This window comes from Pseudomonas sp. O39 (assembly GCF_045447295.1).
In the GTDB taxonomy this organism is placed as follows: domain Bacteria; phylum Pseudomonadota; class Gammaproteobacteria; order Pseudomonadales; family Pseudomonadaceae; genus Aquipseudomonas; species Aquipseudomonas antarctica_A.
In genome coordinates this window covers 1-25,544 of the sequence record NZ_JBJGXV010000007.1, presented here as the reverse complement: position 1 = coordinate 25,544, position 25,544 = coordinate 1, and the positions used below count along the sequence as shown (strand labels likewise).

At 58.0% G+C, this 25,544-nt stretch carries 16 protein-coding genes; 5 read left to right on the top strand and 11 right to left on the bottom strand.

The window, feature by feature from the left end:
- Positions 1–16 precede the first annotated feature (16 nt).
- Positions 17–940, bottom strand: coding sequence for a substrate-binding domain-containing protein (locus tag ACI77D_RS12410; protein ID WP_262665423.1), 924 nt, complete (start codon positions 938–940; stop codon positions 17–19).
- Positions 941–1,257: 317 nt separating this feature from the next.
- On the opposite strand from ACI77D_RS12410, the gene ACI77D_RS12405 reads away from it, so the two are divergent.
- Both ACI77D_RS12405 and ACI77D_RS12400 read left to right on the top strand, forming a co-directional pair.
- The gene (locus tag ACI77D_RS12405; protein WP_407016656.1) at positions 1,258–1,929 is read left to right on the top strand and encodes a sterol desaturase family protein; all 672 of its coding nucleotides are present in this window, start codon (positions 1,258–1,260) and stop codon (positions 1,927–1,929) included.
- Positions 1,930–1,931: 2 nt separating this feature from the next.
- The gene (locus ACI77D_RS12400) at positions 1,932–3,032 is read left to right on the top strand and encodes an SMP-30/gluconolactonase/LRE family protein (RefSeq protein WP_407016655.1); all 1,101 of its coding nucleotides are present in this window, start codon (positions 1,932–1,934) and stop codon (positions 3,030–3,032) included.
- Between the two features lie 50 nt (positions 3,033–3,082).
- On the opposite strand, the gene ACI77D_RS12395 is transcribed toward ACI77D_RS12400, so the two are convergent.
- The 4 genes from ACI77D_RS12395 to ACI77D_RS12380 all read right to left on the bottom strand — a co-directional run bounded on the left by ACI77D_RS12395 (position 3,083) and on the right by ACI77D_RS12380 (position 8,862).
- Positions 3,083–4,525 carry a hypothetical protein gene (locus ACI77D_RS12395; protein ID WP_407016654.1) on the bottom strand — a complete coding sequence of 481 codons (1,443 nt, stop codon included), beginning with the start codon at positions 4,523–4,525 and terminating at the stop codon, positions 3,083–3,085.
- 150 nt (positions 4,526–4,675) lie between these two features.
- On the bottom strand, positions 4,676–5,740 hold the full coding sequence (locus tag ACI77D_RS12390) for a lipocalin-like domain-containing protein (RefSeq protein ID WP_407016653.1): 1,065 nt from the start codon (positions 5,738–5,740) through the stop codon (positions 4,676–4,678).
- Entirely contained in the window at positions 5,730–8,192 is a 2,463-nt protein-coding gene (locus tag ACI77D_RS12385) for an FtsX-like permease family protein (RefSeq protein ID WP_407016652.1), read from the bottom strand. The genes ACI77D_RS12390 and ACI77D_RS12385 overlap by 11 nt, the downstream gene beginning before the upstream one ends.
- A 1-nt stretch (position 8,193) precedes the next feature.
- Entirely contained in the window at positions 8,194–8,862 is a 669-nt protein-coding gene (locus ACI77D_RS12380) for an ABC transporter ATP-binding protein (protein WP_064453075.1), read from the bottom strand.
- Positions 8,863–9,136: 274 nt separating this feature from the next.
- Between ACI77D_RS12380 and ACI77D_RS12375 the strand changes: the two genes are divergently transcribed.
- From ACI77D_RS12375 to ACI77D_RS12365, 3 genes are all read left to right on the top strand, one after another.
- Positions 9,137–9,811 carry a hypothetical protein gene (locus ACI77D_RS12375; RefSeq protein ID WP_064453076.1) on the top strand — a complete coding sequence of 225 codons (675 nt, stop codon included), beginning with the start codon at positions 9,137–9,139 and terminating at the stop codon, positions 9,809–9,811.
- A 189-nt stretch (positions 9,812–10,000) separates the two neighbouring features.
- Positions 10,001–11,656, top strand: a complete 1,656-nt coding sequence (gene arnT / locus ACI77D_RS12370; protein WP_407016651.1) for a lipid IV(A) 4-amino-4-deoxy-L-arabinosyltransferase — start codon at positions 10,001–10,003, stop codon at positions 11,654–11,656.
- Between the two features lie 26 nt (positions 11,657–11,682).
- Positions 11,683–13,200 carry an ArnT family glycosyltransferase gene (locus tag ACI77D_RS12365; RefSeq protein WP_407016650.1) on the top strand — a complete coding sequence of 506 codons (1,518 nt, stop codon included), beginning with the start codon at positions 11,683–11,685 and terminating at the stop codon, positions 13,198–13,200.
- A gap of 21 nt (positions 13,201–13,221) precedes the next feature.
- Here the strand turns inward: ACI77D_RS12365 and ACI77D_RS12360 are convergent, their stop codons facing one another.
- From ACI77D_RS12360 to ACI77D_RS12335, 6 genes are all read right to left on the bottom strand, one after another.
- A complete protein-coding gene (locus ACI77D_RS12360; RefSeq protein WP_407016649.1) occupies positions 13,222–13,935 on the bottom strand; it encodes an AAA family ATPase in 714 nt (237 codons plus the stop codon).
- A complete protein-coding gene (locus tag ACI77D_RS12355) occupies positions 13,935–14,687 on the bottom strand; it encodes an ABC transporter permease (protein WP_407016648.1) in 753 nt (250 codons plus the stop codon). The genes ACI77D_RS12360 and ACI77D_RS12355 overlap by 1 nt, the downstream gene beginning before the upstream one ends.
- An 8-nt stretch (positions 14,688–14,695) precedes the next feature.
- Positions 14,696–15,889: a YcaO-like family protein gene (locus ACI77D_RS12350; RefSeq protein WP_407016647.1), complete on the bottom strand. Its 1,194-nt coding sequence runs from the start codon at positions 15,887–15,889 to the stop codon at positions 14,696–14,698.
- The gene (locus ACI77D_RS12345; RefSeq protein WP_407016645.1) at positions 15,876–16,682 is read right to left on the bottom strand and encodes a SagB/ThcOx family dehydrogenase; all 807 of its coding nucleotides are present in this window, start codon (positions 16,680–16,682) and stop codon (positions 15,876–15,878) included. Before ACI77D_RS12345 ends, ACI77D_RS12350 begins: the two co-directional genes overlap by 14 nt.
- Positions 16,679–17,536, bottom strand: coding sequence for an McbB family protein (locus ACI77D_RS12340; RefSeq protein ID WP_407016644.1), 858 nt, complete (start codon positions 17,534–17,536; stop codon positions 16,679–16,681). Before ACI77D_RS12340 ends, ACI77D_RS12345 begins: the two co-directional genes overlap by 4 nt.
- 1,318 nt (positions 17,537–18,854) lie before the next feature.
- On the bottom strand, positions 18,855–25,124 hold the full coding sequence (locus tag ACI77D_RS12335; protein ID WP_407016643.1) for an amino acid adenylation domain-containing protein: 6,270 nt from the start codon (positions 25,122–25,124) through the stop codon (positions 18,855–18,857).
- Positions 25,125–25,544: the final 420 nt, after the last annotated feature.

Genomic DNA, 25,544 nt, shown 5'->3' with positions numbered 1-25,544 from the left:
GTGGGGCCTGGGCGAATTACCAGCTGAAGTCCTTGGCCTTGGCCTGATCGATCAAAGTGATGTCCACCGGGACAGTGGCGGGTACTTGCGAGCCCCACTTCCTGGCCAGGGCGATGCCCAGGGCGAGGCGGATCTGGTCGCGGGGGTATTGCGCCGAGGTGGCGATGAATTTGCTGCCGGGTTTCTGGATCGCCTTGATCGCTTCCGGCGCGCCGTCGACGCTGACCAATTTCACGTCCAGCCCGCTGGCTTCGATGGCCGAGAGTGCACCGAGGGAGCCGTTGTCATTCACGCTGAAAATACCCTTGAGCGTGGGCTGGGCCTGCAGCATGTTTTCGGTGACGGTCAGCGCCTGGTCACGTTCCTGCTTGCCATTCTGGATGCTGACGATCTTGATGTCGGGGTGCTTGGCCACGGCCTCTTTGCAACCGCGTACACGTTCGAGGATCGGCACCACGGCGATGCCGTCGAGGATCGCGATATTGCCTTTGTCGCCGATGTTTTTGGCCAGGTATTCACAGGCCTGGAAACCGGCGTCGAAGTTCTTCGAGCCGACGAAAGAGTCCAGCGGGCCATCTGCCTGGGCGTCTACTGCGACCACCACGACACCGGCCGCGTGGGCGGATTTGACCGCAGACTGTACGCCGACCGAATCGGTCGGGTTGATCAGCAGGATATCGATGCCTTTTTGCAGCATGTCTTCGACGTCGCTGACCTGCTTGGACACGTCGTGGCGGGCGTCGGTGATGATCAGTTTCGCACCGATGGTTGCGCCGGCCTCTTCGAGGGCGTTTTTCATGGTGACGAAATAAGGGTTGTTGATCTCCTGGAAGGAGGCGCCGATGCGGATGGGCTTGGCGGCGTCGGCGAAAGCGGGAGCGGCGTTGCCGAGGGTGATGCTGACAGCCAGTAAACACAGGGTTTTCGGGAGCATTTTCATGGCGTGGTTCTCTGTTTTGTTTTTATTTTTAGAGCAAATGTTATCGTTAACATTTTGCGAGAAACTAGCAAGTAAATGGGGGCTGTGCAAGAGGCCATTGGTCACTCGGGGCCGAATGGCACTCCAAATCGAACGAGATCAAATGTGACAGATGGCTTGCCCGCGAGGCCGACACCCCGGTGCATCAGGCATCCCGCGTGGATGCCATCGCAGGCAAGCCAGCTCCCAAAGAGGCTACGTGTACTGCGCAAAAACTCGCACAATCTCGCGCACCAACTAAGCTCAGCCTCCAACAAAAAAATACCGAGCTTCCCGCCATGGCACACCCCACCGAAACCTTTCGCACCCGCTACCGCAGCGAAGTGAACCGCCATTACAACCCATGGCTGCATGCAAGTTTTGTCCTCGGCTACGGCCTCTTTTGCATCACCCTGGCCTGGTGCTCCACCGAACACATCACCCCACTCCAGTGGCTGACCGTCCCCCTGACCCTGGTGTTTTTCAACCTCTGCATCTATCTCGTGCACCGCCACCTCGGGCACCACAAACACCCCTTCGCCCGCCTGTTCTACGCACGCCACACCGGCGATCATCACAGCTTCTTCACCCCCGGCCACATGACCTTCGACAGCCCCAAAGACTGGCGTGTGATTCTGTTTCCCGCCTGGTTGATCGTGCTGCACAGCCTGGCCATCACCCTCCCCGCGTGGTGGCTGCTCAAGCAGCTGAGCCCTAATGTGGCCGGGCTGTTTGCCGGGTGCATGATCCTCGGCTACTTGCTCTATGAAGTGTTCCATGCCTGCGAACACCTGCCCGCCCACCATCCAGTGGCGCGCCTACCGTGGATTCGCCAGATGCACCAACTGCACGCTCTGCATCACCGTCGCGAGCTCATGCAAGGGCGCAACTTCAATATCGTTCTACCGCTGATGGATTACCTGTTCGGCACCTTGCACTGGGAACCGAACGCCCACGACAACCAGGAATAGTCATGAGCGACCGCCCTAAAAACCTGCGCCATTTACTGTTCGTGCTTGCGCTTGCGGTGATCGCCTTTCTGCTGTTGATGCCGACCAACGTGCAACCGGTGAATTGGTCTGCGCCCAAGGCGCCGTCGATGAAGGAAGGCACCTACGCCGAGAACCAGCGGCTTAAGGCCGTGCAAAAGATTGGCGCACAAGACATTCCCGGCCCTGAAGCCCTGTTGCTGGATGCCCAGGGGTTTCTGATCAGCGGCTTGCATGACGGGCGCATCATCCGCACATCGCCCGACAGCCATACCCTGGAAGTGCTCGCCAACACCGGCGGCCGGCCCCTCGGCCTGGCGTTTCACCCGGATGGGCGCTTGATCGTGGCTGACGGGGTCAAGGGCTTGCTTGCACTCGATGCCAATCGCCAACTCACGCCGTTAAGCAGCGCCGCGAACGGCGTACCGTTTGGCTTTACCAATGACGTGACCATCGACGCCAGCGGGCGCTATGGGTATTTCAGCGATGCATCAAGCCGCTGGGGCTACGGCCAGGATGGCGAAGCCGTGATCGAGCATGGCGGCGACGGCCGCCTGCTGCGGTATGACTTCAGTAACGGGACCACCCAGGTGTTGCTCGACCATCTGCAATTCGCCAACGGCGTGGCCTTGGGCCCGGATGAAAACTATGTGCTGGTCAATGAAACCGGCGCCTATCGCATCAGCCGCTATTGGCTCAAAGGCGCTCGAGCCGGCAGCCACGATCTGTTTGCCGACAACCTGCCAGGCTTGCCGGACAACCTCAGTTTCAACGGGCGCGACCGTTTCTGGGTCGCCCTGTATTCGCCACGCAATCCATTGCTGGATGGTTTCGCCGGCTATCCCTTCTTGCGCAAGGTCATGGTGCGGGCGTTGATGGTGGTGCCCAAACCCATCGAGCACAAAGCCTTCGTGCTCGGGCTGGACACCAACGGCCAGGTCATCGCCAACTTGCAGGATGGCAGCCCGGGCAATTACTCGCCGATTACCACCGCGCGGGAATATGGCGATTGGTTGTACCTCGGTTCGTTGAAAAGCACGAGCATGGCGCGCTTGCCGTTGAAACAGGCGCTGGCTCGCGACTGACAAAAAAGGGGCAGCCCAATCAGGCTGCACCTTTTCCATGACTCAGCGTATCAGTGGATGATGTTCTGCGTGCAGATGTGCCCAAAGGTCACATAAGGCACATTGTCACCGCCGACACCCACCCCCGGGAACTCTGCCAACTCGATACGCCAGCCGCCGAAGTTGAAGGTGGTTTCCCAGTTGTACTTCACACCGGTGCTGCTGTCCGGGTATTGCACGCGGTATTCGCCGAAGCATTCACCGAGCGCGGCACTGGCCTGGGATGTGCCCGCACTGTTGGTGCTGGCCTTGAAGTCGGTCCAGTGGAACTCGGCGCCATCAAAGCGCTTGTCGACGCGCAGGACCGGCGTGACCCCCAACAGAGGCGCGCCAGTGGAGTCGGACCAATTGGTGCTCCAGTTCAACGTGCGTCCAGCCTGGGTCGCCATCCAGAATATCGATGCCGGCACCCGCACGATGTTGTCGCCCTTCACCTCCGACGTGTTCAACCGTGGCGTGGAGCCCAGGCTCAATGCGTACTGCTTGGTCGGGTCCTGCGTCACCGCAGGGTTGGCACGCACCCGCACCTTGACGGTCGCGCCCGGCGTTACGATAGGGTAAGTCGAGGTGGAACCGGCCGGCACAGTGACCCAATTGGTGCCATCGAAGCGGTCGAAGATCCACTGGTTGCGGCTGCCGCTCTCATCGCCCGCCAGGTACATGCTCACGCTTTGGCCACGCACGGCCTTGAAGTCGAAGTAATCGACGTCGTTGGCGTTGTCGAGGTTACCGGTCACCTTGTTCATCGAGTCCGGCAGCACAAAGGCGGTTTGCGCGCTGTCATTGGGCTCAAAGGCATCGATGTTGGTGTCCGCCGCCACGCCGAAACTGAACTGCGCGTTGTTCGCGGTCTTGGCCACCATGTACCAGTAGTAGTCCCCCGCAGGCAGCACGCCGCCCAGGTATTCATCGGCATTGCCCGGGTTGTCGGAGGTGTCGATCAACTGCGGATTACCCTGGCCGTCATCACGGAACAGGGTCAGCGACATATCGGCGCCGGCACTCTGATTGATCAACTGCACCAGCACCCGGGCGTTTTTCGGCAGGTTGAAGTGGTAGGGAAATTCCTGGCCGGTTTGCACCTCGGTGATGGTGTAAAGGGTGTTGATCTCCAGGGTGGGAAACAGCGGTTCAAAGGCGGCGACAGCAGCACTTTTAAGGCTGGCCTGGCTCGGTTTTTTCAACGCGCTGACGGCGGTGTTGAACGGCGCCGACTTGGCCGCCTTGGGGGTTGCGTTTACCTTGCCATTTTTGGCGTCCAGGAACTTTTGCCGTAGCTCGTCCGAGATCGGCACTGCAGTCAGTGTGCCGCCAGGTTTCAGCGCATCGATCACACCTTGGTTGACCGTTCCGGGGGTGAGTTGGGGAAGGGTTTGCTCGGCCAGGGCAGAGGCCGAAATGAAGCAGGAGGCCATCATGGCCGCGCCCAGCATCAGGGCTTTTGTGGGTTTCATTTTTTATCCATCCATAGTTAAAAAATTGAAGCTCGGGTGACCGGTGACATCCGGTCACCTGGGATGGACTGTAGGTCATAGCTGTATGCATGTACAGTGTTTTTTATATTGATATGGACTCGTTGCCTGCTGGCAAGAGAACAAGCGCGGTTAATACCCCGTCATCTCCAAATACCCCACGCCACCGTCAAACTGCACCGGCCCTTCCCAGTACGGAATACTCAGGTTCATCCACGCTTTCGGGTTGACGGCCTGGGTGGTTATATCCAGCTGTTTACCGGGTATTTTCAGCGACCAGCGCGTGGGAATAGCTCGCCCGTCAATGTCGGTGGTGGCCAGCGGTGTGAGCTGGATATCGGCATTGTGCAGGGTCTGGGTTTGGCCCTGCTGGTCGATCCAGGTGCCGGTCAGGTAACCCGCGCCGTCTTTTTGCCGCACGCGAAACAGCATCAACTGCTCGCCACGGTCCAGGTGCAGCGAGAACCAGTCCCAACCGGTCTGGCTGGCTGCCAGGGGTTGGCTGCTCCATTCGCGGTCGAGCCAGGCAGGGCCGCTGACCTGGTAGGTTTTACCGTCGATACTGACGCTGCCGGCCGCCGCAAAAAACGGCTGGCTGTAGTAGTAGGACGCCTGCCCCTGATCGGATTTGCGGCTGTAGCCCTTGTCACCTTGCAGCACCAGTGGACGGCTCGACGTCAGGTGCAAGTCGTAGGCGAACTGCGGGCCGCCGGCCTTGAGTTGCATATCCGCCAACGAGCTTGCCGCGCCTGGGCGGGTGACGAAATTCCAGTCATCGATCCAGGCATTGAACGGCACTGCCTGAGCACCCGCCTGGCCAATACCGCCACGGGCGTAGCGCTCGGCAGCGTAATGGTGGGTAGCGGAGGTGACGGCGGCATGGCCCAGCCAAATCGTCGAGTCGTGCCAGCCCGGCTGCGTAGGCCCGGCCTTCAACGCGTTGCGAAACAACGTCCACTGCACGCCGAACAGATTGCCTTGCGCGTCTTTGAGATTGGCAGTGACGTACCACCATTCGATGCGAAAGCCATCATGCGGGCCATGGTCCTCGGGGAAACTGAAGACCCTACCCGGCACCACTTGGGCAAAGTCCGCCGCATCGCTGCCAAGGCCCGCGAAGCTTTCTTGCGGCGCGGGCACTTTGTCGCACGCGCTCAACAGCAATACCGTTGCCCACAACAGCGCTTTAATCTTCATTGGCAAAGGTCCTCAGCAGATCAGCCGGGCGGCTGCGGTACAACTGCCATAGCGGCCAGGCCGACGCCAACAGGGTGGCGAGCATCGCCAGCCCCAACAATTGGGCAAGCTGCCACGGGAACACCTGCAACGGCAGACGCCAGCCGAACGCCTGCACATTGATCACTGCGTCCAGGCACCATGCCAGCAGCAGGCCCAACGGCAAAGCAAGCACCAGGGTCAATACGGCCAGCAGCCAGGTCTGGCCAAGGTTGAGCAGCATCAATTGCCGCCGCGTCACCCCCAGCGCCCAGAGTGGCGCGAGTTGACCCAGACGGCTCTGGCTCTGGGTCAGCAAGCTGATAAACAACGCCACACCGGCCACGCCGAGGGTGAGGCTGTTCAAGGCGGCGGTGGCGGCGAAGGTGCGTTCAAACACTTGGCTCGACCAGCCTTTGAGTTGCTGCTGATCGACGATGCGGTTGTCCTCCAGGGCAAATACGCGCTGTATTTCACGCACCAACGGTGGCACGTTCTGCGGCAGCACCCGCAGGTTGAAACGCGCCGGTGTCAGCGTCGGCCAATGCGCCAACAGGTGCTGCGCGTTGACCAGCAGATGGCCTTTGGGGTTGCCGTAGTCGGCGTATATCCCCACCACGTTGGGCGACCACTGGCCGGCAGGTGTGGGGATAGCAATCGCGTCCCCCAGCCGCACGTTTAACCGGCGCGCCAATTGCTCACTGAGCATCACGGTATCGCCTTGCAGCAACCGGTCCCAAGGCGCGCTCGCGGCCTCCAGCAATGGCCAGTGCTGGCGATAAGTCGGGTCGTCGACCACCCCAAATACATCCGCCGGCCAGCCCTGCAATTGCACCGCGACCTGCCACGTAGGCAGCACCGCTTGCACCAGCGGTTGCTGCGCCAACCAGGTCGTGAGCTGTTCGGCCTGGGCCGGGTTTTGCGGGTTGAGGTACAACTCGGCAGTCAGGCGTTGTTCCAGCCAGTGGTTGAACGTCTGGCGGAAGCCCGAGGTCATGGAACCCGCACCAATATTCGCCGCCAACGCCAGCAGCAATGCCATCAACGCCAGGCTCAAGGCAGGCAGTTGCTGGCGGCAGTCGGCGAGAAACCACTGGCCCAGCACTGAGCGGCTGCGCCCGAGCACCACCGTCAACACACCATTGAGCACCACCGGCAGGCCGAGCGCCGCCCCCAGCAACAGGCTGGCCATCAGCACGAACCCGGCGGCCAGGCTGTCACCCAACCACAGCGCCAGCAAGGCGATGACCAGCGCAGTCCCCGCCACCCAGCCCTGACGCCGCAACCAGCGCCCATGGGCATCGTGCCAGGCCTGGGCATTGGCCAGCGCCAGCAGGGGCAAACGCGCCGCGCGCCACAGGCTACTGCCGCCTGCGAGCAGCGCGCCCAGCAGGCTCAAGCCCAACCCAGCCAACCACCACCCTGGGCTGAGGCTTAATTGGCCCGGCACCTCAGCGCCGTAAAGACCGCGCAGGCTGGCGGCCACATCCGGCAGCAACAGGCTGGCCAACAGGTAACCGCTCGCGACACCGAGCACGCCGCCCAGCAGCGACAACACGCCGAGTTCGACACCCAGGCTGAGGATCAGCATCCGAGCGCTGACCCCACAAGCCCTTAAGGTGCGCAATAGCCCACGCCGTTGCTCCAGCGCCAGGCCAATGGCCGCGTGGACGATAAACAGCCCCACCACAAAGGACAAAAAGCCCAGGGCGTCGAGGTTCAGGTGAAAGCTTTCGGTGAGGCGCGCGAGGTTGTTTTCCTCACCCTGTTTGAGTTGCAGCGTGGCCGGCGGAGTGGGGTGGCTGGCAGCAAACGCCTTGTCCAGCAGCAAGCGTGACAGTCGCCCGGGCATCTCCAGCAAGGGCTGGGCAAAGCCGATATCGGTCAACAACACGCCGGGGGCCATGTCCTGCTGCACCTGCAACGGCGGCAACGCTCGCCCGCTTGTGGTCAGCGGTTGCTCACCTTCGTGCAAGCCCAGGGCCGACAAAGTTTGCGGGGCGATCCAGGTACGCCCCGGCGGATTGAAAAACGCAACCCTCTGGGCCTGGCTCAACCGCTGTCCCGCCACGGCCCCGCCGCCAGGCAACGACAACGGGTCGATGCCCATCAATTGCAGGCGTTGTTCTTCTTGCCCCTTGAGCACCAAACGCCCCTGCACCACCGGCGACACCGGCCACCCGGCGCGGCGCAGTTCGGCAAACAGTGTTTGGGGGAAGCTCGCACCGTCCGGCGCAGTGAGACTGGCCTGCGGCTCACCGCCAATCAGTTGGCTGGCACGCGCGTAGCTGTCTCGCGCCTGACTGTTGAGCGCCTGCACGCCGGTCAATAGCGCAGTGGCCAGCCACAGCCCGGTCAGCACGCTGAAAAACTGCACCGGGTGCCGCCGCCAATGGCTCAGCAGCGCGCGCAACGTCCAATAAAACACCGCCATCTCAACACGCGTCCGCAGGCACGACACGGCCACGGTGCAACACCACCTGCTGGTCCAGGCGCGCAGCGATGCGCGGGCTGTGGGTGACCATCAACAGGCTGGTCGGGCTGTCGCGCAGCAGGTCCAGCAATAATTGCAGCACATCATCACTGGTGGCTTCGTCGAGATTGCCGGTGGGTTCATCGGCCAGCAGTAAAGCGGGGCGCGACGCCAACGCACGCCCCACCGCAACCCGCTGCTGTTGGCCGCCGGACAGCTGTTCTGGATAGCGTTTGAGCAAGTCCCCCAGGCCCAGGCGCTCAACCAACTGCGCCTGCCACTGCGGGTCAAAGCGCCCTGCCAAGCGGGCCTGGAACGCCAGGTTGTCCTCGACACGCAAACTGCCGATCAGGTTGAACTGCTGGAACACCAGGCCAATTTCGGTACGACGCCAGCGGGCCAGTTGCGCCTCGCTCAGTTGATCCAGACGTTGCTCGCCCACCTGAATACGGCCGCCGTCCACCCGATCGAGCCCGGCCACCAGGTGCAGCAAGGTACTTTTTCCGCTGCCCGACTCGCCCATCAGCGCCAAGCTGCTACGCTCACCCAGGTACAAGTCGACGCCCGCCAGCACTGGCAACGGGCCTTGCGGGGTGACATAGCTTTTAAGCACACCTTGCACCTGCAACATAAGAACGCTCGTTTGAAGGACTCCGAACGAGAATAACGGCTGACTGTCAGCCCTACGCAAATTTTTCACATGGATTTCACCGCTTGCCCACCCTCGCCCCTCTAAATTGCCCTCCAAGCGTCGAAATTCGGCAACTTGTTAGTTGCCAACCGCGACTTCTTATAACCGCGAGATGTTCAGCGAAAAGACAGCAGCCCTGTGACAGCCTCTCACTCCCCTACGGGATTGCGTCGATGCGTTGCGCCTACTTAATAAAACACTGCCTACAGTGCCCATGGTGAATGATGTGGTTGACCTTACCCTGACCAAACCGCGCGTGCGCCGTGGCTATTTCAAAGGATTCAAAAAGTGGTGGGCAGGCCTTGCAGTCATCGTGCTGCTGCTCGCCGGGTTTATGTTGTGGCCAGCATCTCCGCGTGATCTTGGCATTGGCGATCGCCTGCTGAACTCACAAGTAGTGCCCGCATGGCGCAAAGGCGAATTGATCGTATTGGTGCGTCATGAAGAGCGCTGCGACCGTTCGCCCAACCCGTGCTTCGCAGCGCCTGAAGGCCTCACCGTTCTGGGCACCCAGCGTGCTCAAGAAGTGGGCAAGGCCTTCAAGGCCCTGGGTATGGAAAACAGCGACGTGATTGCCAGCCCGGCCTTGCGTACGGCACAGACTTCGCACTTCATGTTCGGCAAGGCCGAGTTGACCACCAGCGAAAAAACCATTTGCGGCAAAGCCATTGGCGAAGAATTGCTCAGCCACAAACAGCCTGGACGCAATCTGGTATTTGTCACTCACAGCGGCTGTATCTCCGACTTCGAAACAGCCTTGGGTTTCCCCCGTGCGAGGTTTTCCGAGTATGGCAGTGCCTTGTTTGTGCGGGTGCTGGCAAACGGCAAGTTCGAGACGCTGGGAAAAATCAACAGCGTGGCGTGGGCTAACGTGCTGAAGAAGCTCTAGACACTTTTCGACACACTTCGCAACATTCATGTTCAGCAAGGCGACAGCCCTCTTCTGGCATGTTTAGCTGCGCCCGTTACTTCAGGACGTCATGAATATTTTCAGCCACTTAGTGAACTTTGTGATGCTTTCCGTTATTACTTGTACACCCTCCTATGCAGCCATTAAACGTCAGGGAGCGACGTTTTCATGACCCGATTGAAACCCCTACCGCTATTGCTATTGGCCTTCGCGGTGTTTTACCTGTTGCCCATGGGCCTGCACGGTTTGTGGATCCCGGATGAAACCCGCTATGCCCAGGTCAGCCAGGAAATGCTCCTGAGCGGCAACTGGGTCGCACCGCATTTCATGGGTGTGCGCTATTTTGAAAAACCCGCCGCCGGCTATTGGCTGATCGCCCTGGGCCAGGCTGTGTTCGGCGAAAACCTGTTCGGCGTGCGTATCGCCTCGGCCTTGACCACCGGGCTGAGCGTCGTACTGGCCTACTTCATCGCTCGCCGCTTGTGGAACGACCCACGCAAAAGCTTCGCCTGCGCCCTGCTCTACATGAGCTTCGGGCTGGTAGCCGGCCAGGCCGGATATTCCAACCTCGATCCGCAATTTACGTTCTGGGTCAACCTCAGCCTGGTTGCGCTGTGGTTTGCGCTGGACAGCCAAACCGCGCGTGGCCGGTTGGGCGCCTGGGCAGTGCTGGGCGTTGCTTGCGGCATGGGCTTTATGACCAAGGGCTTTCTGGCCTGGCTGTTGCCCGTGCTGATCGCCGTGCCGTACATACTCTGGCAGCGTCGCGTGGGCGAGTTGTTGCGGTATGGCCCATTGGCGATAGTGGTCGCCGCACTGGTCTGCGTACCGTGGGCCCTGGCCATTCACTTGCAGGAACCGGACTACTGGCGCTTCTTCTTCTGGCATGAGCACATCCGTCGCTTCGCGGCCGACAACGCACAGCACGCACGCGCATGGTGGTTCTTCCTGCCGATCATGGTCGTGGCATGCTTGCCGTGGGCCGGGTTGTTACCGGCGACCCTGATCAAAACCTGGAAAGAAAAAGCCCAGCCGCCCATCGTCTTTATCGCCTTGTGGATGCTGCTGCCCTTGGCCTTCTTCAGCCTGAGCCGCGGCAAGCTGCCGACCTACATCATGCCGTGCCTGCTGCCCCTGGCCCTGCTGATGGGCCATGCGCTGACTGACCTGATCAAACAAGGCAAAACACGCACGATCCTGATCAATGGCCTCGTTAACGCCGTGATCGGCCTGGTGGCGATGGTGGGGTTGATCTACCTGCAAATCAGCAACCCGATGTACGGCAACAGTCACGCCGAGATGTTCAGCCTGTCCCTGGCCTTCATCGTGCTGTTGGCCTGGATCCTGGCCAACCTGCTGCAAGCGGTTCGCCCGCTGACCTTATGGGCGACACCGGCACTGGGCATCGGTTTGCTGGTGGCGTTGTTGCCGGCAGGTATGCCGGCAATGATCACCGATACCGAAATGCCTGATCAGTTCGTGCTTGAGCATCTGGATGAATTGCAACAAACCCATGCTCTGCTAAGCAACGAGCTGGGCTCGGCGTCGGCATTGTCCTGGCGCCTGCGTCGGCCTGAAGTGTCGTTTTATGACACCGAAGGCGAACTGCGCTATGGCCTGACGTATGCCGATTCGGTGCAGCGCAAGGTCGACCTCGACAGCGTCCAGACCTGGCTCGCCGAGGCGCGCCAGCAAGGCTCTGTGGGCGTGCTGATGCGGGTCAAGAGCACCAGCGAACACCGTGAAGAAGGCCAGCTACCACCGGGAGGCAAGCGGTATCGCAAGGGCGCCCTGTTACTGATCATCTATCCGAAGCTTCCTTAACGTTACGTCTGCTGTGAGAAAAGCCCATGAGCTTCTGGAAAACCGAACGCGGCGCCTTGGTGTTGCTGCTTGGCGTCTCGGCGTTACTCCTGCTGCTGGGCCTGGGCAGTCGCGACTTGTGGGGGCCGGAAACCCGCTGGGCCAACATCGCTCTGCAGATGCTGCAGAGCGGTGACTACTTCGACCCGTACCTCAAGGGCGCGCCCTATTACGATAAACCCCTGCCCTCTTACTGGCTGATCACCGGTTTCGCCAACGTGATGGGCGGGCTCGGCCCGTGGTCGCTGCGCCTGTCGTCGGTCATTGGGGCCTGGCTGAGTATCTGGCTGGTCTATCTGATTGGCGAACGCTTGTTTCGCAAAGGCACCGGGCTGATTGCCGGCTGGATGCTGGCCACCACCTTCTACTTTCTGTTCTGGGCACGGGTGGCCACCGCCGATGTGCTCACTGTGTGTGGTGTGCTGGCAGCTGTCTGGTGGTACTGGCGTGGGCCGGATGACACCCGGCTGGGGCGCTACACGGTATTTTTCCTGCTGCTGGCTGCGACGTCGCTGTTCAAAGGCTTGATCGGCTTTGTGCTGCCGGGCCTGGTGCTGTTACCGCACCTGCTCAGCGAACACCGCTACAAGCGTCACCTGAACCTGCGCCTGTTGCTGGCCATGCTGATCGCTGCAGCGTTCTACGCGATTCCTTTTGTGCTTTCCCACTTCTATGGCGCGCCAACTTACGGCGAAAGCGGCCTCGAACTGGTGTTCAAGGAAAACGTCGTACGTTTCTTCGACCCGTTCGACCACATGGGGCCGATCTATACCTACTTGATCTACCTGCCTGCCTACACCCTGCCATGGGCGCCGTGCTGGTTGCTCGGTTTGTGGCTGGCTGTGCGCCACTGGCGCCAGACGCCACCAAACGTGCGCTGGCTGGTATGGGGCTTGGGCCTGCTGTTTGTGTTCTTCACCGCCAGTGGCAGCCGCCGCAGCTATTACGTGTTGCCACTGGTGCCTTTCGCGCAGTTGCTGGCCGCCTGGTGGTTGAGTGAGCGTCTGGAGAAAAAAACCGCCAGCTGGCCACGCTGGCAAAAAGGCTTTGGTATTACCGCGGGCTTTTTGATGCTGGTGCTGGGTGTGATCTACCCCTGGACCACCGGCAATGGCGGCGTAACCCGCTTCGCCGAGGATGTACAAGCCGAAGCGGTCAAAAGCGCACCGTGGAACCAATGGCAGATGGTGCTGGTGGAAGTCGACAACAAGCTGCCGATGTACCTGCAGAACGGCGGCAAACCGTTCTACTACGTCAGCGAAACCCAGGACTTCCCACGCCAGGGCGACAGCGCTGCCTTGATGGCCTGGCTGGAACAAACCAGCGGCCAGGGCTTCGACCCGCAGCACACCATTATCGTCGCGCAGTATTCCAAGGACGACCCGACGCCATTGGCCTACCTGGGCAAAGATCACACGGTGGTCACTACTCAGCCAGATAATGGCGAGCGGATGTTCAAGAAGCGCTCAGGCGGCAGCGTGGCGTTTGTACCGATGGGTAACTGACAGCACCTGACAAAGCCTGCTTTAAATTCTTGGCAGGCTTGCCGCGTGAATAAACGCCTCATCCAAACTGTTAGCACCATAAGCATTCATGAAGCCCTGCGCGTCAGTGAAGCGGTCGAAACGCTGCTGACTCAGCATGTAAAAGTCATCGCAATGAGCAACAATTTCATCAACGTTGTGTGATGAAACCAACACCGCAACCCCTTCCGCCGCCGCGCCCTCCAGACATCTCCAGATGTGGTAGCGAAATTCAGGATCCACGCCTGCAGTAGGCTCATCCAGAATCACAAAGTCCGCGCTGGCACAAAGCAGGGAAAGGGTGAAAAACCAACGTTTTTCCCCGTAGCTGCAAAGAGAGGACTTTTTGTTCCAGATTTCGCAGTATCGTTCTGCGATACCAGGGCTCCATTTTTCGATTTTATCGAGCGCATGTTGTTGGGTGACCTTTTTGTCGGAGCAAAAAAGCATGGTCATTTTGAAGATATCGAACATGCGAAATACGGGCGGTGTGCTGACGATTTGCGACAGGTAAAGCAGCTTGGAGAAGGAGCTGTTTATCTCACCGCCATTTATTTTCTTGAGACCACAAATCACATCAAAAAAGGTGGTTTTGCCAGAGCCGTTAGGACCCAGCAAACCCGAGATCATACCGGCTTCAACTCCCAACGAAGCGCTTTGGAACACGACATGACTGGCATACCTGACATGAAGTGAGCTTACGATAAGTCGCGCCATCAATAACGACTCCACACTGGATTAATTATTAAAAATCGAACCATCACCACAAATAAAAACACCAATAAAACGAAAACCACCAAAACAACAAGCCAGTATTCCGCGACCCCAGCCAACATCACCCTATTTGCCCACCACATAGGGTTAATAAATTTGACGTAAGCAAGCATTGGACTGGAGGAATTGAGACTGACTATTCCCAACGCCAACATCGCCAGAGACAACATGGAAAAAACAGTACTCGCATTCTGAAACCCTAGAGGGACCAATGTCAGCAACAATGAGGGTATAGAGAACATCAGGAAACAGACATAAAATCGCCCAATAACGACTAGATACTCCGCAACCCCAGCACTACCGGCAACACCAGAGGCATTGCGTGTCAGCACGTAGAAAACAGAGCAGTACACTATCGAAACAACCGAATAGGCAAGGAACTGCCCAACAAGAAAGATAATTTTCGTGCGACCTGTATAAACGAAAGACCGCAGAAAACCACTTTCTCTTCGGCCCACTATATAAAACGCCAAACCAAACAATGCTACGCTTGAAGACACAAAAGCATAAAACCATGAGGTGCTGGAAAAGTAATCGCTTGGCGCCTCACTCACTGGCGCCCTCGTGTACATGATCAGATAGTAGGTCACTACGGGAGAGATCACTGTCCAAAACAATGCCACAGGCTCTTTTAATTGCTCCTTCACAAATAGCGCAGCCAGCCTAACGGGCTTGAACAAGGAATACGGACTCATTATTCACCTCACGGAAACGGGACCATCTTTTCCAACCGGGAGCGCAGTATCGAGGACTTGAACCCTCTCGAATATTTATTCTTTAAATTGAAATTTTTCGAATTATTCATATGAAGGAACACGTCAGGAGAGACAAACTTAACAAAAACACAACCTACTCCATTGACCTCCTCGAACCTTGAATAAAAATAACCCAAAATATCCAACTGTTTGAGTATCGACAAGAATCCGGGAAGGGTAAATGGGTGCTGAGACGCCACACCTCCGCACTCTAGAACGTCGGTAATCTCCTGATAGGTTTTATACGTATTGCAACTCAGGAAATAACGAATATAGGAGTCTTCAAGCATCGCCTCTTCCGAATCAGTCGCCTTGAACAAGTCCATAAACCGAAACGTTTGCCATAGTTCAAGCAACGCCTTCTCCAAGGCGACAGGCAGGTCCGACGAATAGGACATCCCGGCACAATATTTTACGTGACGCTGAGTTTGTTTCTGCCCATAAACAACCAGTATACAAACGCCAGGAAACCTGGCATCGGATATATCAAAAAAGCTTATTTCTCCTGAAGCAGCCAGAGCACTACATAAGTACTGAACACTTCTCCCCACTAGCATTTCACTCACGTGAGCAAGAGAAACTCGAGAGCGGCATTTCTTCGTCAGCCAGAACCTGATAAGCATTTGGCGTTCAAAGTATTCCTTAATTGCTCCCAAGAAGGCGACATCTGAATGCCAGTGAAAGCTACACCCACATGTATCTCGCAGGGGATAAAGCACGCTATCCTCATCTGCACCATACGACGAGAGCGAAATACAAGCGGTAGGAATAAAACACTTAGTAAAGTCCGACGCCCTAACCACTTCAGTCAAAGCAAAGTTATACTCTTCAATTTCCCCGATTGAAAATTTCCTGGACGCCGTCTGAATAAATGCTTCTGCAAAACGACACACCTCAGGCTCTGTTAAAAATTCACCAAGACAACCTCGTCGTCTTGGAAGAACTTCTCTGTAAAAATGACGACGCTCAAAATACTCACCCAAACCTGTTTTAATTGAATTCGAACCATCCCCCACACCAGACCCGTTCGCGGACAGGGCATCTGACACTTCTACAGTATTAGGTAAGGAGCGCACGCACGCAGGCTGAAATAATAGTATTCCGGGGAGATCTGGCTTCTGCATTGCATTAATAAGTCTCATGCTGTTTACCTATAAAGTGAACGCACATTGGAAAGAACAAAGCAGGGTTAATCCCGAGAACCTTACAAAGCATCGAGTCTGTATACGCAGACCACAGCCGACACGCCAGCCCCAGCTTTTTAGCTTGCAGTTCCACAAGCATATAAATTGAGCCAACTTCCATAAGTGCCATCCGGTACCCACGGTACCGATACTTGAACAAATTTTTCGGCATATAGCTTACGTAAATGAGCGCAAGGCTGGGTGTTCCGATGTCATGGGGAGAAGACAGCAGGGCCGCTTTTAGCGCTTCGATGTCCGTGTCAATCTGCATCACTTCAAATTTTCGGGATCTCGGGAGTAAATGCAAAATTTTCCCAGCGCAGGGCCAGTTAGAATTCTCCTCAGTCAGTGAACAGAGAAAAACTTCGGCAGGGTAAAGTGCACCGCCACTTGGATATCCTCTTTTGTGTGAATCATTCCTCCTTGAAAGCAATGGACACATCAATTTTTCAACATCCGTAAAATCTAAAGGCAGAGGTAAAAACCGTTCACACGATTCATTTCTGTACAACGATTTAACTCTTTCTTCCTGAGGCAAGGTGAACGTCACTGTCAAATCCAAGTCTGGATAAAAAGCCAATTCATTCCCTGTTAGTTGCCCGAGGTGCTTTTCATCCAACCGATGCAGACAGGTGCGATCCTTGATCGCCTTATGAAACGTAAAATTGCCTTTGCAATGAAATTCAAGCACTTCATCATACACTGCGGATTCTATGAATCTTAAATAGTAGTCATGAGGAATATTTTTCACTTTTCTCCCCTCAAGCAATCACACATGTACCAGTGCGAATTAGGCTCTTCGAAAATCTGGCCATCGGTTAATTGAAGGTATGCGCCATGCAGAATATTGTCCTGGTATTTACAACCGTCACTGTATTGAGTGAAAAATTTTATCATTCTGATAACCGCACCGACAACGATCATCTCTTGATAAAGGCTAAGCGACTTGGCAGGGACACTCACATGCTTTTTCCTACAAAAAGCCAGAACACTCGCCCAACTATTTTTGCCCGGCATCATCGACTCATTATTATTAAGCCTGTCGACGGTACAGAAATGACAAGGATTTCCTATCTCTGCAATATAGGGCTGCCCCATACAAAAAAAGTTACCCATTTGCCAGCACACGCTAATGGCGCTTTCGGGCGATGCGTACGCGAGTTCGAAATATAAACTTTTAACACTTTCATATTCATAGGAATGACACAACAAAACAATGAAGCATCTCTTACCCCGGACCCGCTCAACCATGCCACTTGAAAACGACTTAAATTCCAGACTGCCAGAAACATCTTTCTTAATCAACGCTTCAACATCAACCTGACCTTGCCAGTCATGGACAACTATCGTCCCTTCAAAATACACTTCCTCCACAAACTTAAAAGGAATAATTCTTTCTAGAAACTCAAACGCCTTATTTTTACTCAGGCCGTTTTCCGTTAGTACCTCATCAAACTCTACTCTCGTCATCACCTTCGACAGCTTTAGTTTACGTAATGCTTTCAGCAACGGCTGCGAGTGGACTTTCGACATTCCAAGCTCAGAAATGACTAGGCTTTCCGTTTCAAAATTTAGGATCTCATAATTGGGTATGATTATATTCATAGCACGATCTCCTGTAGAGGTTTTCTGTAGTACGCCAGAAAACCTCTTTAGGTGAGTGATTACTGAATCTACTCAGCCGCTGTTGGATGCTCCGTTATCGAATTATGACACCCACCACTTCCTCCGTTACATCCACCGCCGCCGCCACACCCTCCGCTACCACCGCAGCCTCCTTGACTGCCAGACGCACCGGCATTACCTGCATACGGGTTAAAACCATACTCCGCATCAAAACTAAAAATAAACTCTCCAAACTCTTCATTGGTCATTTCAACTCTCCAACTTCCGTACCTGCGTTGATCGTGAGCCACTTATTAACAAGCGACAAAAACACTCTAGCCCTACCTAAAAAAATGGCAACACTTTCAAAAACCTTATGTAGGAAGCCTGACTATCAACAACAGGAAGTTTCACTCAAAAAAATCGGACGCTTAATGGTTGTATAAAACACTAAAACCGCTTTTCAACTTAGATGACAACTTCAAAACTTTATAAAATTAATACGTTACGCATTGTCGACCTATAAAAACAAACAAGTTCTATCGCAAACGTTTTTTGTAGGAAGAAGATCACATTCACAAAAATCAGGAAATAATCCGACAAATGGTTCAACTCAACCTGACCTTCCGAACAAAGATGCACCCCTAATTGGAATCCACTTCGTCACTAAGCAATCAATTCATCTTGTTGATGTGCACCGCCACCTGTCCTTTACCGCCCGACCGACACTCCGTCCCGTTACGAATAACCCCGAACCGAGTAAACCGCTCCGGAAGCGACACCGGCAAGGTCTTGTCGTGGGTTACTACAGGGTACTTGGCTACGTCCCCCACAGGATCTGGGCTGCCAGGCAAACACCAGGGGCAGCACCAGCGACTGTCTATCAGCCAGGCCCAGACGCTCAAACGGTTGTTGCAGCGGCAGGCATGGCGCTTGTAGATGCCCCTTGAATTCCGCTGGTTGATGCCCCTATGCACACCCGATTGGGGAGCGCGGCCAGAGCAATGGATTCAGTTAGCCCAGGCGGGTGAATGCGCCAGGCTCGATGATCTGTGGATTCCGGCAACTGCGTTGTGCTCGCCATACCCCGCGGGTCCAGTTGTCGGTGAGCGTGCCGCCGGAAGTGATGTTGCCGACGACGCTGGCGCCCCTCCCTCTGCAGAGCTTGCAATCGATCAGCAGCCATCGTGTGCAGTTGCACCTGCCGAACAGCAAGCGCACCGCATTTGGCGAATTGAAGTGCGCCCCATGTACAAACTGAACCACCGCAATCGGAAGCAAGCCCCCTCTCACGATTAATTGTATTTCAACTCAATCTTCAGATTCGGCGGCGGCGGTTGAGTTGGGGGATCGCGGTTTGAGGGGCCTCTACGCGTGACACCTGCGCCACCGTGCACGCGGCCAACTGCGCCAGTGTCGGCTGACTGAACAAGGTTCGCGCATCCACCGCCAGCCCTGCCTTGCGCAGGCGCGCCACCAGGTTTACCGCCAGCAAGGAATGCCCGCCCAGTTCGAAGAAGTGGTCGTGGCGCCCTACCCGCTCCAGCTTCAAGACGTCGGCCCAGATATCCGCCATCAACGTTTCCACTTCGCCTACCGGTGCTTCATAAGCACGACTCACCACCGACTCCAATCCGGGCTCCGGCAGCGCCTTGCGGTCGAGTTTGCCGGCGGGGTTGAGGGGTAATGCTTCAAGCTGGACAAAGGCCGCCGGCACCATGTATTCGGGTAATTGCTCCAGCACATGGGCGCGCAAGGTTTCCAGGCTCGGCGCCTGGCCGCGCAAGGTGAAATACGCCACCAAACGCTCATCGCGAATCAACACCGCCACCTCTCGCAACGCCGGGTGCGCCGCGAGGCGTGACTCGATTTCGCCCAGCTCCAGGCGCACGCCGCGCAATTTCACTTGAAAGTCATTGCGCCCCAGGAATTCCAGGTTGCCATCCGGCAAGTAACGCACCAGGTCGCCGGTGCGATACAGACGGTCGCCGACCACGAAGGGGCTGTCGATAAAACGCTCGGCAGTCATCTGAGCCAGCCCCAGGTAGCCGCGGGCAACGCCGACACCGCCGATATGCAACTGGCCGCTGACGCCCATTGGTACCGGTGCATCGTATTCATCCAGCACGTACAGGCGGGTATTGTTGATCGCCCGCCCGATCGGCAATTGCCGGGTGGGCACCGGCGCATCCGGCTCCAGGGTCCAGGCGCAGCTGTCCACGGTTGCTTCGGTGGGGCCGTAGACGTTGTGCAATCGCACCTTGGGCAAGCGCGCCTGCACGCCACGGGCCAACGCTTCGGAGAGTTCACCGCCGCCGCACAAAACGTCAGTGAGGCTGGTGCAGAGGGCCGACTCCTCCAGTTCGAGGAACTGCTGCAACATCGCCGGCACAAACTGAATCACGGTAATGTGCTGCTCGCGAATCACCTGTGCCAGGTAGGCCGGGTCGCGATGACCATCGGGCCGAGCCAGTACCAGGCGCATGCCATTGGTCAACGGCCAGAACAGCTCCCACACCGAACCGTCGAAGCTGAACGGCGCCCTTTGCAGCAACGCATCGCCCTCGGCGTTCGGGCACAGCAGGGAAGCCCAATGCATCAGGTTGCCCAGGCCGCGATGCTCAACCATCACGCCCTTGGGTGTGCCTGTGGAGCCGGAGGTGTACATCACATAGGCCAGGCTGGCGACGGTCAAGCCTTGCACCAATGGGTTACCGGTTGGCGCCTGGCTCCAGGCACAACGGTCGAAGTCGAGAACCGGGATCGACACTTCGCCCGGCAGATCGCGGGTAGCGGCCTGCACCAGCAGCACCACGGGGCGACTGTCTTCGAGCATGTAAAGGAGGCGCTCGCGCGGGTAGCCCGGGTCCAGTGGCACATAGGCCCCGCCCGCCTTGAGGATCGCCAGCAACCCCACCACCAGATCCAGGCCGCGCTCGACACACAGCGCCACCCGTGAATCGGGCTGCACCCCGCGCTCGCGCAGGTGGAAGGCCAACTGATTAGCGCGCTCGTTGAGCTCGCGGTAGGTCAATTGCCGGCTACCGGCTTGCACAGCGATGGCATGCGGAATGTGGCGCGCGTGGGCTTCGAACAATGCGTGTACGGTGAGGTTTTCGGGGTAGTCGGTTTCGGTCGTATTGAAGTCCACCAATAACCTGCGCAACTCACTGGCGGGTAACACCTGCACCTCGCGCAAGGGCGCTTTCGGCGTGTGTTCAAGCGCGTCCACGAGCCCGTTGAGCACGGTATCGAGATAGCCCCAGAGTCGTTCGGCGCCGACCTCGCGGGGCGCCATGACCTTGAGATCAAAGCCGTTAGCGACATCAATCACCGTGACCATCAGCGGATAGCTGAGGATATCTTCACTGCCGAGCAAAGCGACGCCTGGCACCAGCTTGAAATCCTTGTCGGCACTGGCGTGTCGGTAGTTGAGCAAGCTGTTGAACAGCGGCGACGCGCTGCTGCAACGCTGGGCGAGCGCAAGGGACGCCTGTTCATGCGCCAGCAAGGCACTCAGCTGCGCGTGAGTGTCACTCAGCGCGTCGAGCGCGGTTTGCCCGGCCAGGCGCAGGCGCAACGGTAAGGTGTTGATGAACATGCCCAGGGCACGGTCGGCGCCCTCGCCCGCTTGCAAACGGCCCAGCAGCACGGTGCCGAACACCACGTCGTCGCGCCCCGACACCTGCCTGAGTACCTGGGCCCAAGCCAGGTGAAACAGGCTGGCGGCGCTGACCCCAAGAGCACGCGCCTGGCCGCGCAGGCGTTGGCTGAAGGCGTCGTTTATCGGGCATTCAAAGGCTTCGATCTCAGCACGATCGACCTGGTGCTCCTGCATACCGAAGGCCAGGGTCGGCTCGTCGACAGTCGCCAATTGCTCTCGAAAGAACGCCTCGTGAGCGGCCTGTCGCTCAGTGCAGCGGCTCTGCGCCACGACATTGCGATACGGCACCGACGCGGGAAGCTGCGCCTGTTGACCCAGCATATGCGCGCGAATTTCGTCCGCCAGTACCGTCATTGAAGTGGCGTCATTGACCAGGTGGTGGAAGCGCAACTTGGCGATCCAGCGCTGGTTGTGCGGGTCTTCGGCATAATCCAGCGCCATCAGCGGGGCCTGGCGCAAGTCCAGCGGCGCATGCTGTTCGCTGAGCGGTCCGAGCGGCAAGCGAGCTTCGCGCCACACCACTTGCATCGGCTGCTCAAGAGCGTCCCACACCAGGCTGGTGCGCAGGATATCGTGGCGGTTGATCACTTGCTGCAAGGCCTGGGCAAACGCGTCCAACTGCTCGCGACGCGCAAAGCTGAACATCGCATGTTGCTGGTAGGGGTCGCGCTCGTCGGTAATGTGATGGTAAAGCAAACCTTCCTGCAATGGCGCCAGCGGGTAGATTTCCTGCACATTCGCCGCGCCACCGGGGATACCGGCGACAATGCGCTCAAGGCTGTCCGGGTCGAGTTCAGCCAGTGCGAGCATGTCTGCCGTGATATGGGTACAACCTGACGGAATCCGATTGGCAGGCACGTGCACGTCGCTGCCACCCGTGACCGCTGCCAGCGCGGCGAGCGTCGGCTGGCCGAACAGCACCTGCACATCGGCATGCAACCCTGCCTGACGCATGCGTTGTACCAACTGCACCGCCAACAGCGAGTGCCCGCCCAGCTCAAAGAAATGGTCATGCCGCCCGATCTGCCGCACTTGCAGCAGCTCGGCCCAGATCTGCGCCAGTCGGGTTTCCACACCCTCGCGCGGCGCCTCGAACAAGCGCGTGACAAACGCCGCCTGCGTGGGTGCAGGCAGCGCCTTGCGGTCGAGTTTGCCGTTGGCGGTCAGGGGCAGCACATCCAGCTTCACATAGGCCGCCGGCAGCATGTAGTCCGGTAGCGAGGCTTGCAGATGGGCCCGTAGCCCTTCGATGGCGACGCTGTGCTGCGCAATAAACCAGGCCAGCAGTTGACCTTCGCGATACTGCACCACCGCTTCCTTGACGGCAGGATGGCTGGCCAGCGCCGACTCGATTTCCCCCAACTCGATACGCACACCACGGATTTTCACCTGGTCATCATTGCGGCCCAGGTATTCAAGATTGCCATCGGGCATCCAGCGCGCGAGATCGCCGGTGCGGTACATCCGGCCTTGACTGAAAGGGTCGTGCAGAAAGCGCTCGGCGCTCAGCTCGGGACGGTTCAGATAACCGCGCGCCACGCCCTTGCCGCCGACGTACAACTCCCCCGCCACACCGATGGGCACCGGCCGTTGCTGTTGATCCAGTAAATAGACCGTGGCATTGGCGACTGGCCCGCCGATATGCAGCGGCCGGCCGACCTCGACACGCCCGGACGTGGCGACCACGGTGGCTTCGGTGGGGCCGTAGTTATTGATCACATCGAAGGTCTGCGCCCGCGTGAAGGTGCGCAAGCGGTCGCCGCCGATCAGCAAGGTGCGCAGGGTCGGATGCTCCAGGCGCTGGCTGAAGGCGTACTCGGCCACCGGTGTCGGCAGAAAGCACACGTCCAACGGCTGCGCGCGCCACCAGTCGAGCAGCGCGTCAATGTCTTCGGCGCCGTCGTGAGCCGGCGCCAGGTGCAGCGTCGCCCCCACGCACAGCGCCGGCCAGACCTCCCAGGCCATCGCATCAAAGCCGAACCCGGCCACGCTGGCGGTGTGGCTGCCCGCGTGCAGGTTGAACGCCCGGCAGTGCCAGTCCACCAGGTTCGACACTGTGTGGTGCTCGACCATCACACCTTTGGGCAACCCCGTAGAACCTGAGGTGTAGATCACATAGGCAAGGTTTGATGGTGTGACCGCCACACGCGGGCTGTCACTGAGGGCGCAGGTTTGCTGATCCAGCCGGATCACCGGCACGTCCAGCATGGGCAGGCGCGGCAGCACGTCATGCTGGGTCAACACCGCCACGGGTGAACTGTCGTGCAGCAGGTAGTTCAGGCGCTCGGCGGGATGGGCCGGGTCCACCGGCACATAACAGGCGCCGGACTTGAGAATCGCCAACAGCCCGACCAGGGTGTCCAGCCCGCGTCGGGCCACGATCGCCACGCGATCATCCGGCTGTACGCCGTGTTCCAGCAGTTGATGAGCCAGCGCATTGGCCTGCTGATCAAGTTGGGCATAGGTCAGTTGCCGCCCCTGGTACACCGCCGCGATAGCCTCCGGAGCGCGCGCAACTTGCGCTTCAATGCGCCGGTGCAGGGTTTGCGGTGTGGCATTGGGCTGTGCAGTGGCATTCCACTGCTGCAGCTGGGCCTGTTCGGCGGGTGTCACCAGGGAAAACTCGGCGACCGTCAACGCGGTGTTCTGCAACCCCTGCTCCAGCAGACTGGTGAAGCGCTGCGCCAACGCCTGTACCTCGTCATGCCTGAAATACGCCTCGTTGTACACGCAATGCAGGCACGCGGTGTCCTGGTAACGGTTGCTGCGCAGGTGTATGGCAATCGGCAGCGGCTCATGGTGGTTGGACACCTTGATCGCGCGAGCCTGGACCTGACCATAACGCAGGTCATGGTCGTCTTGCTCGAAGGACACCGACAGATCAAACAGCTGGCCGCGATCGGATCGTCGCAGCCCCAGTTCACGGTTCATCTCGCTCAAAGGGAAACGCTGGTGGCGAAAGTCCTGCTTGAGCTGGTCACGCACGCCACGCACGAGTGCGCTGAAAGGTAGTTGCTGATCGAACTGAAACCGCACCGCACTGACTTGGGTAAACAACCCTACTGTGGAGCGAAACCGCGCGTTGGAACGGTTAAGAATCGGCAACCCCACCACCCATTCATCGCGCTGGCTGGTGCGGGTGAAATACACGTACATCGAGGCCAGCAGTACATGGAATGCCGAGGCCTGGTAACGGTTGGCCACTTGTTCCATCCGGTTGAGCAGTGCCACCGGGAACGGCTCTACCAGGGTGTTACTTGGCGCCTGGGCGCTGTGCCGAGGTGCCAACAATGGCTCGGGCAATACCTTGTATTTGTCCAGCCAGTAGGCACGGTCGCGGGCATAACGGGCGGACTGGAGGTAGCGCTGGTCGGTGTCGATAAAGTCGATATAGGACGGCGCATGCGGCTCCGGTGGCCGACCCTGCTTCAGGTCGGTATAGAGACGAGCCAGGGATTGCAGCATCTGGCCGAAGCCCCAGCCGTCGAGGATCAGGTGATGGGCCTGGGTGCCGAGGCGGTAATGGTCGTCGTCGAGCTTGACCAGGAAAAAGCGAAACAGCGGTTCACCGGCCATGGCATAGGGCCGCGCCATTTGCGCTTGCATCAAGGCCTGGGCGGCCGTCTGCGGATCGGGCAATGCGCAGAAATCGTGGTGTGGCACCTCCACCTTCAACGTGGCGGCGAAGGTTTGCCGGGGCAAGCCGTTGGCGTCGCTGTGCAGTTGGGTACGCAAGGCATCGTGCTTGGCTACCAGCAGCTCGACGGCACGCTGGATCAGGTCCGGCACGATCGGGCCGGCGAAGTCGACATACCCACCAATGTTGTACAGCGGCGAGTTGCCCACGCGCAGTTGGTCGAGCCAGATGTCCTGTTGGGCGGCAGTGAGGGGGAAGCTGGGCGGCAGGCTGGTGGAATGCTTCATAAGATCCTTCTCATGGGGGTCAGGCACTGGCCGCGCAGGGGCCCATTACGCCGAAATTGCCGGATTTGAGCATGGGGGTCGGGGCCTGTCTGTCACCCTAAACCCGGACATCCGAGGGGACAGAACGGGGTCTGGCTGATGGTTCATTGCTGGATCGATTAAAGCGTTGTAGGAGATTGGCTATATCTGGCCGCTGTGGTTTTCTCCAGCGTGTTTAGCTGAAATTATTTTTCGTTAAATATCATATGGTTAAATAATCCTAAAATTCGTTTGTGGCTTTTCGTGGGTGGCATCCGCCGTCAGAAACGTCGAATTAATGACGTGGACTTTATGGCAGGTTGTGTCCCTCGTTTCCGCTACATACGTAGGACAAATCGCTATGGCTAAATAAAATCTCGAACGCCGAGTTACGTTCAAGGT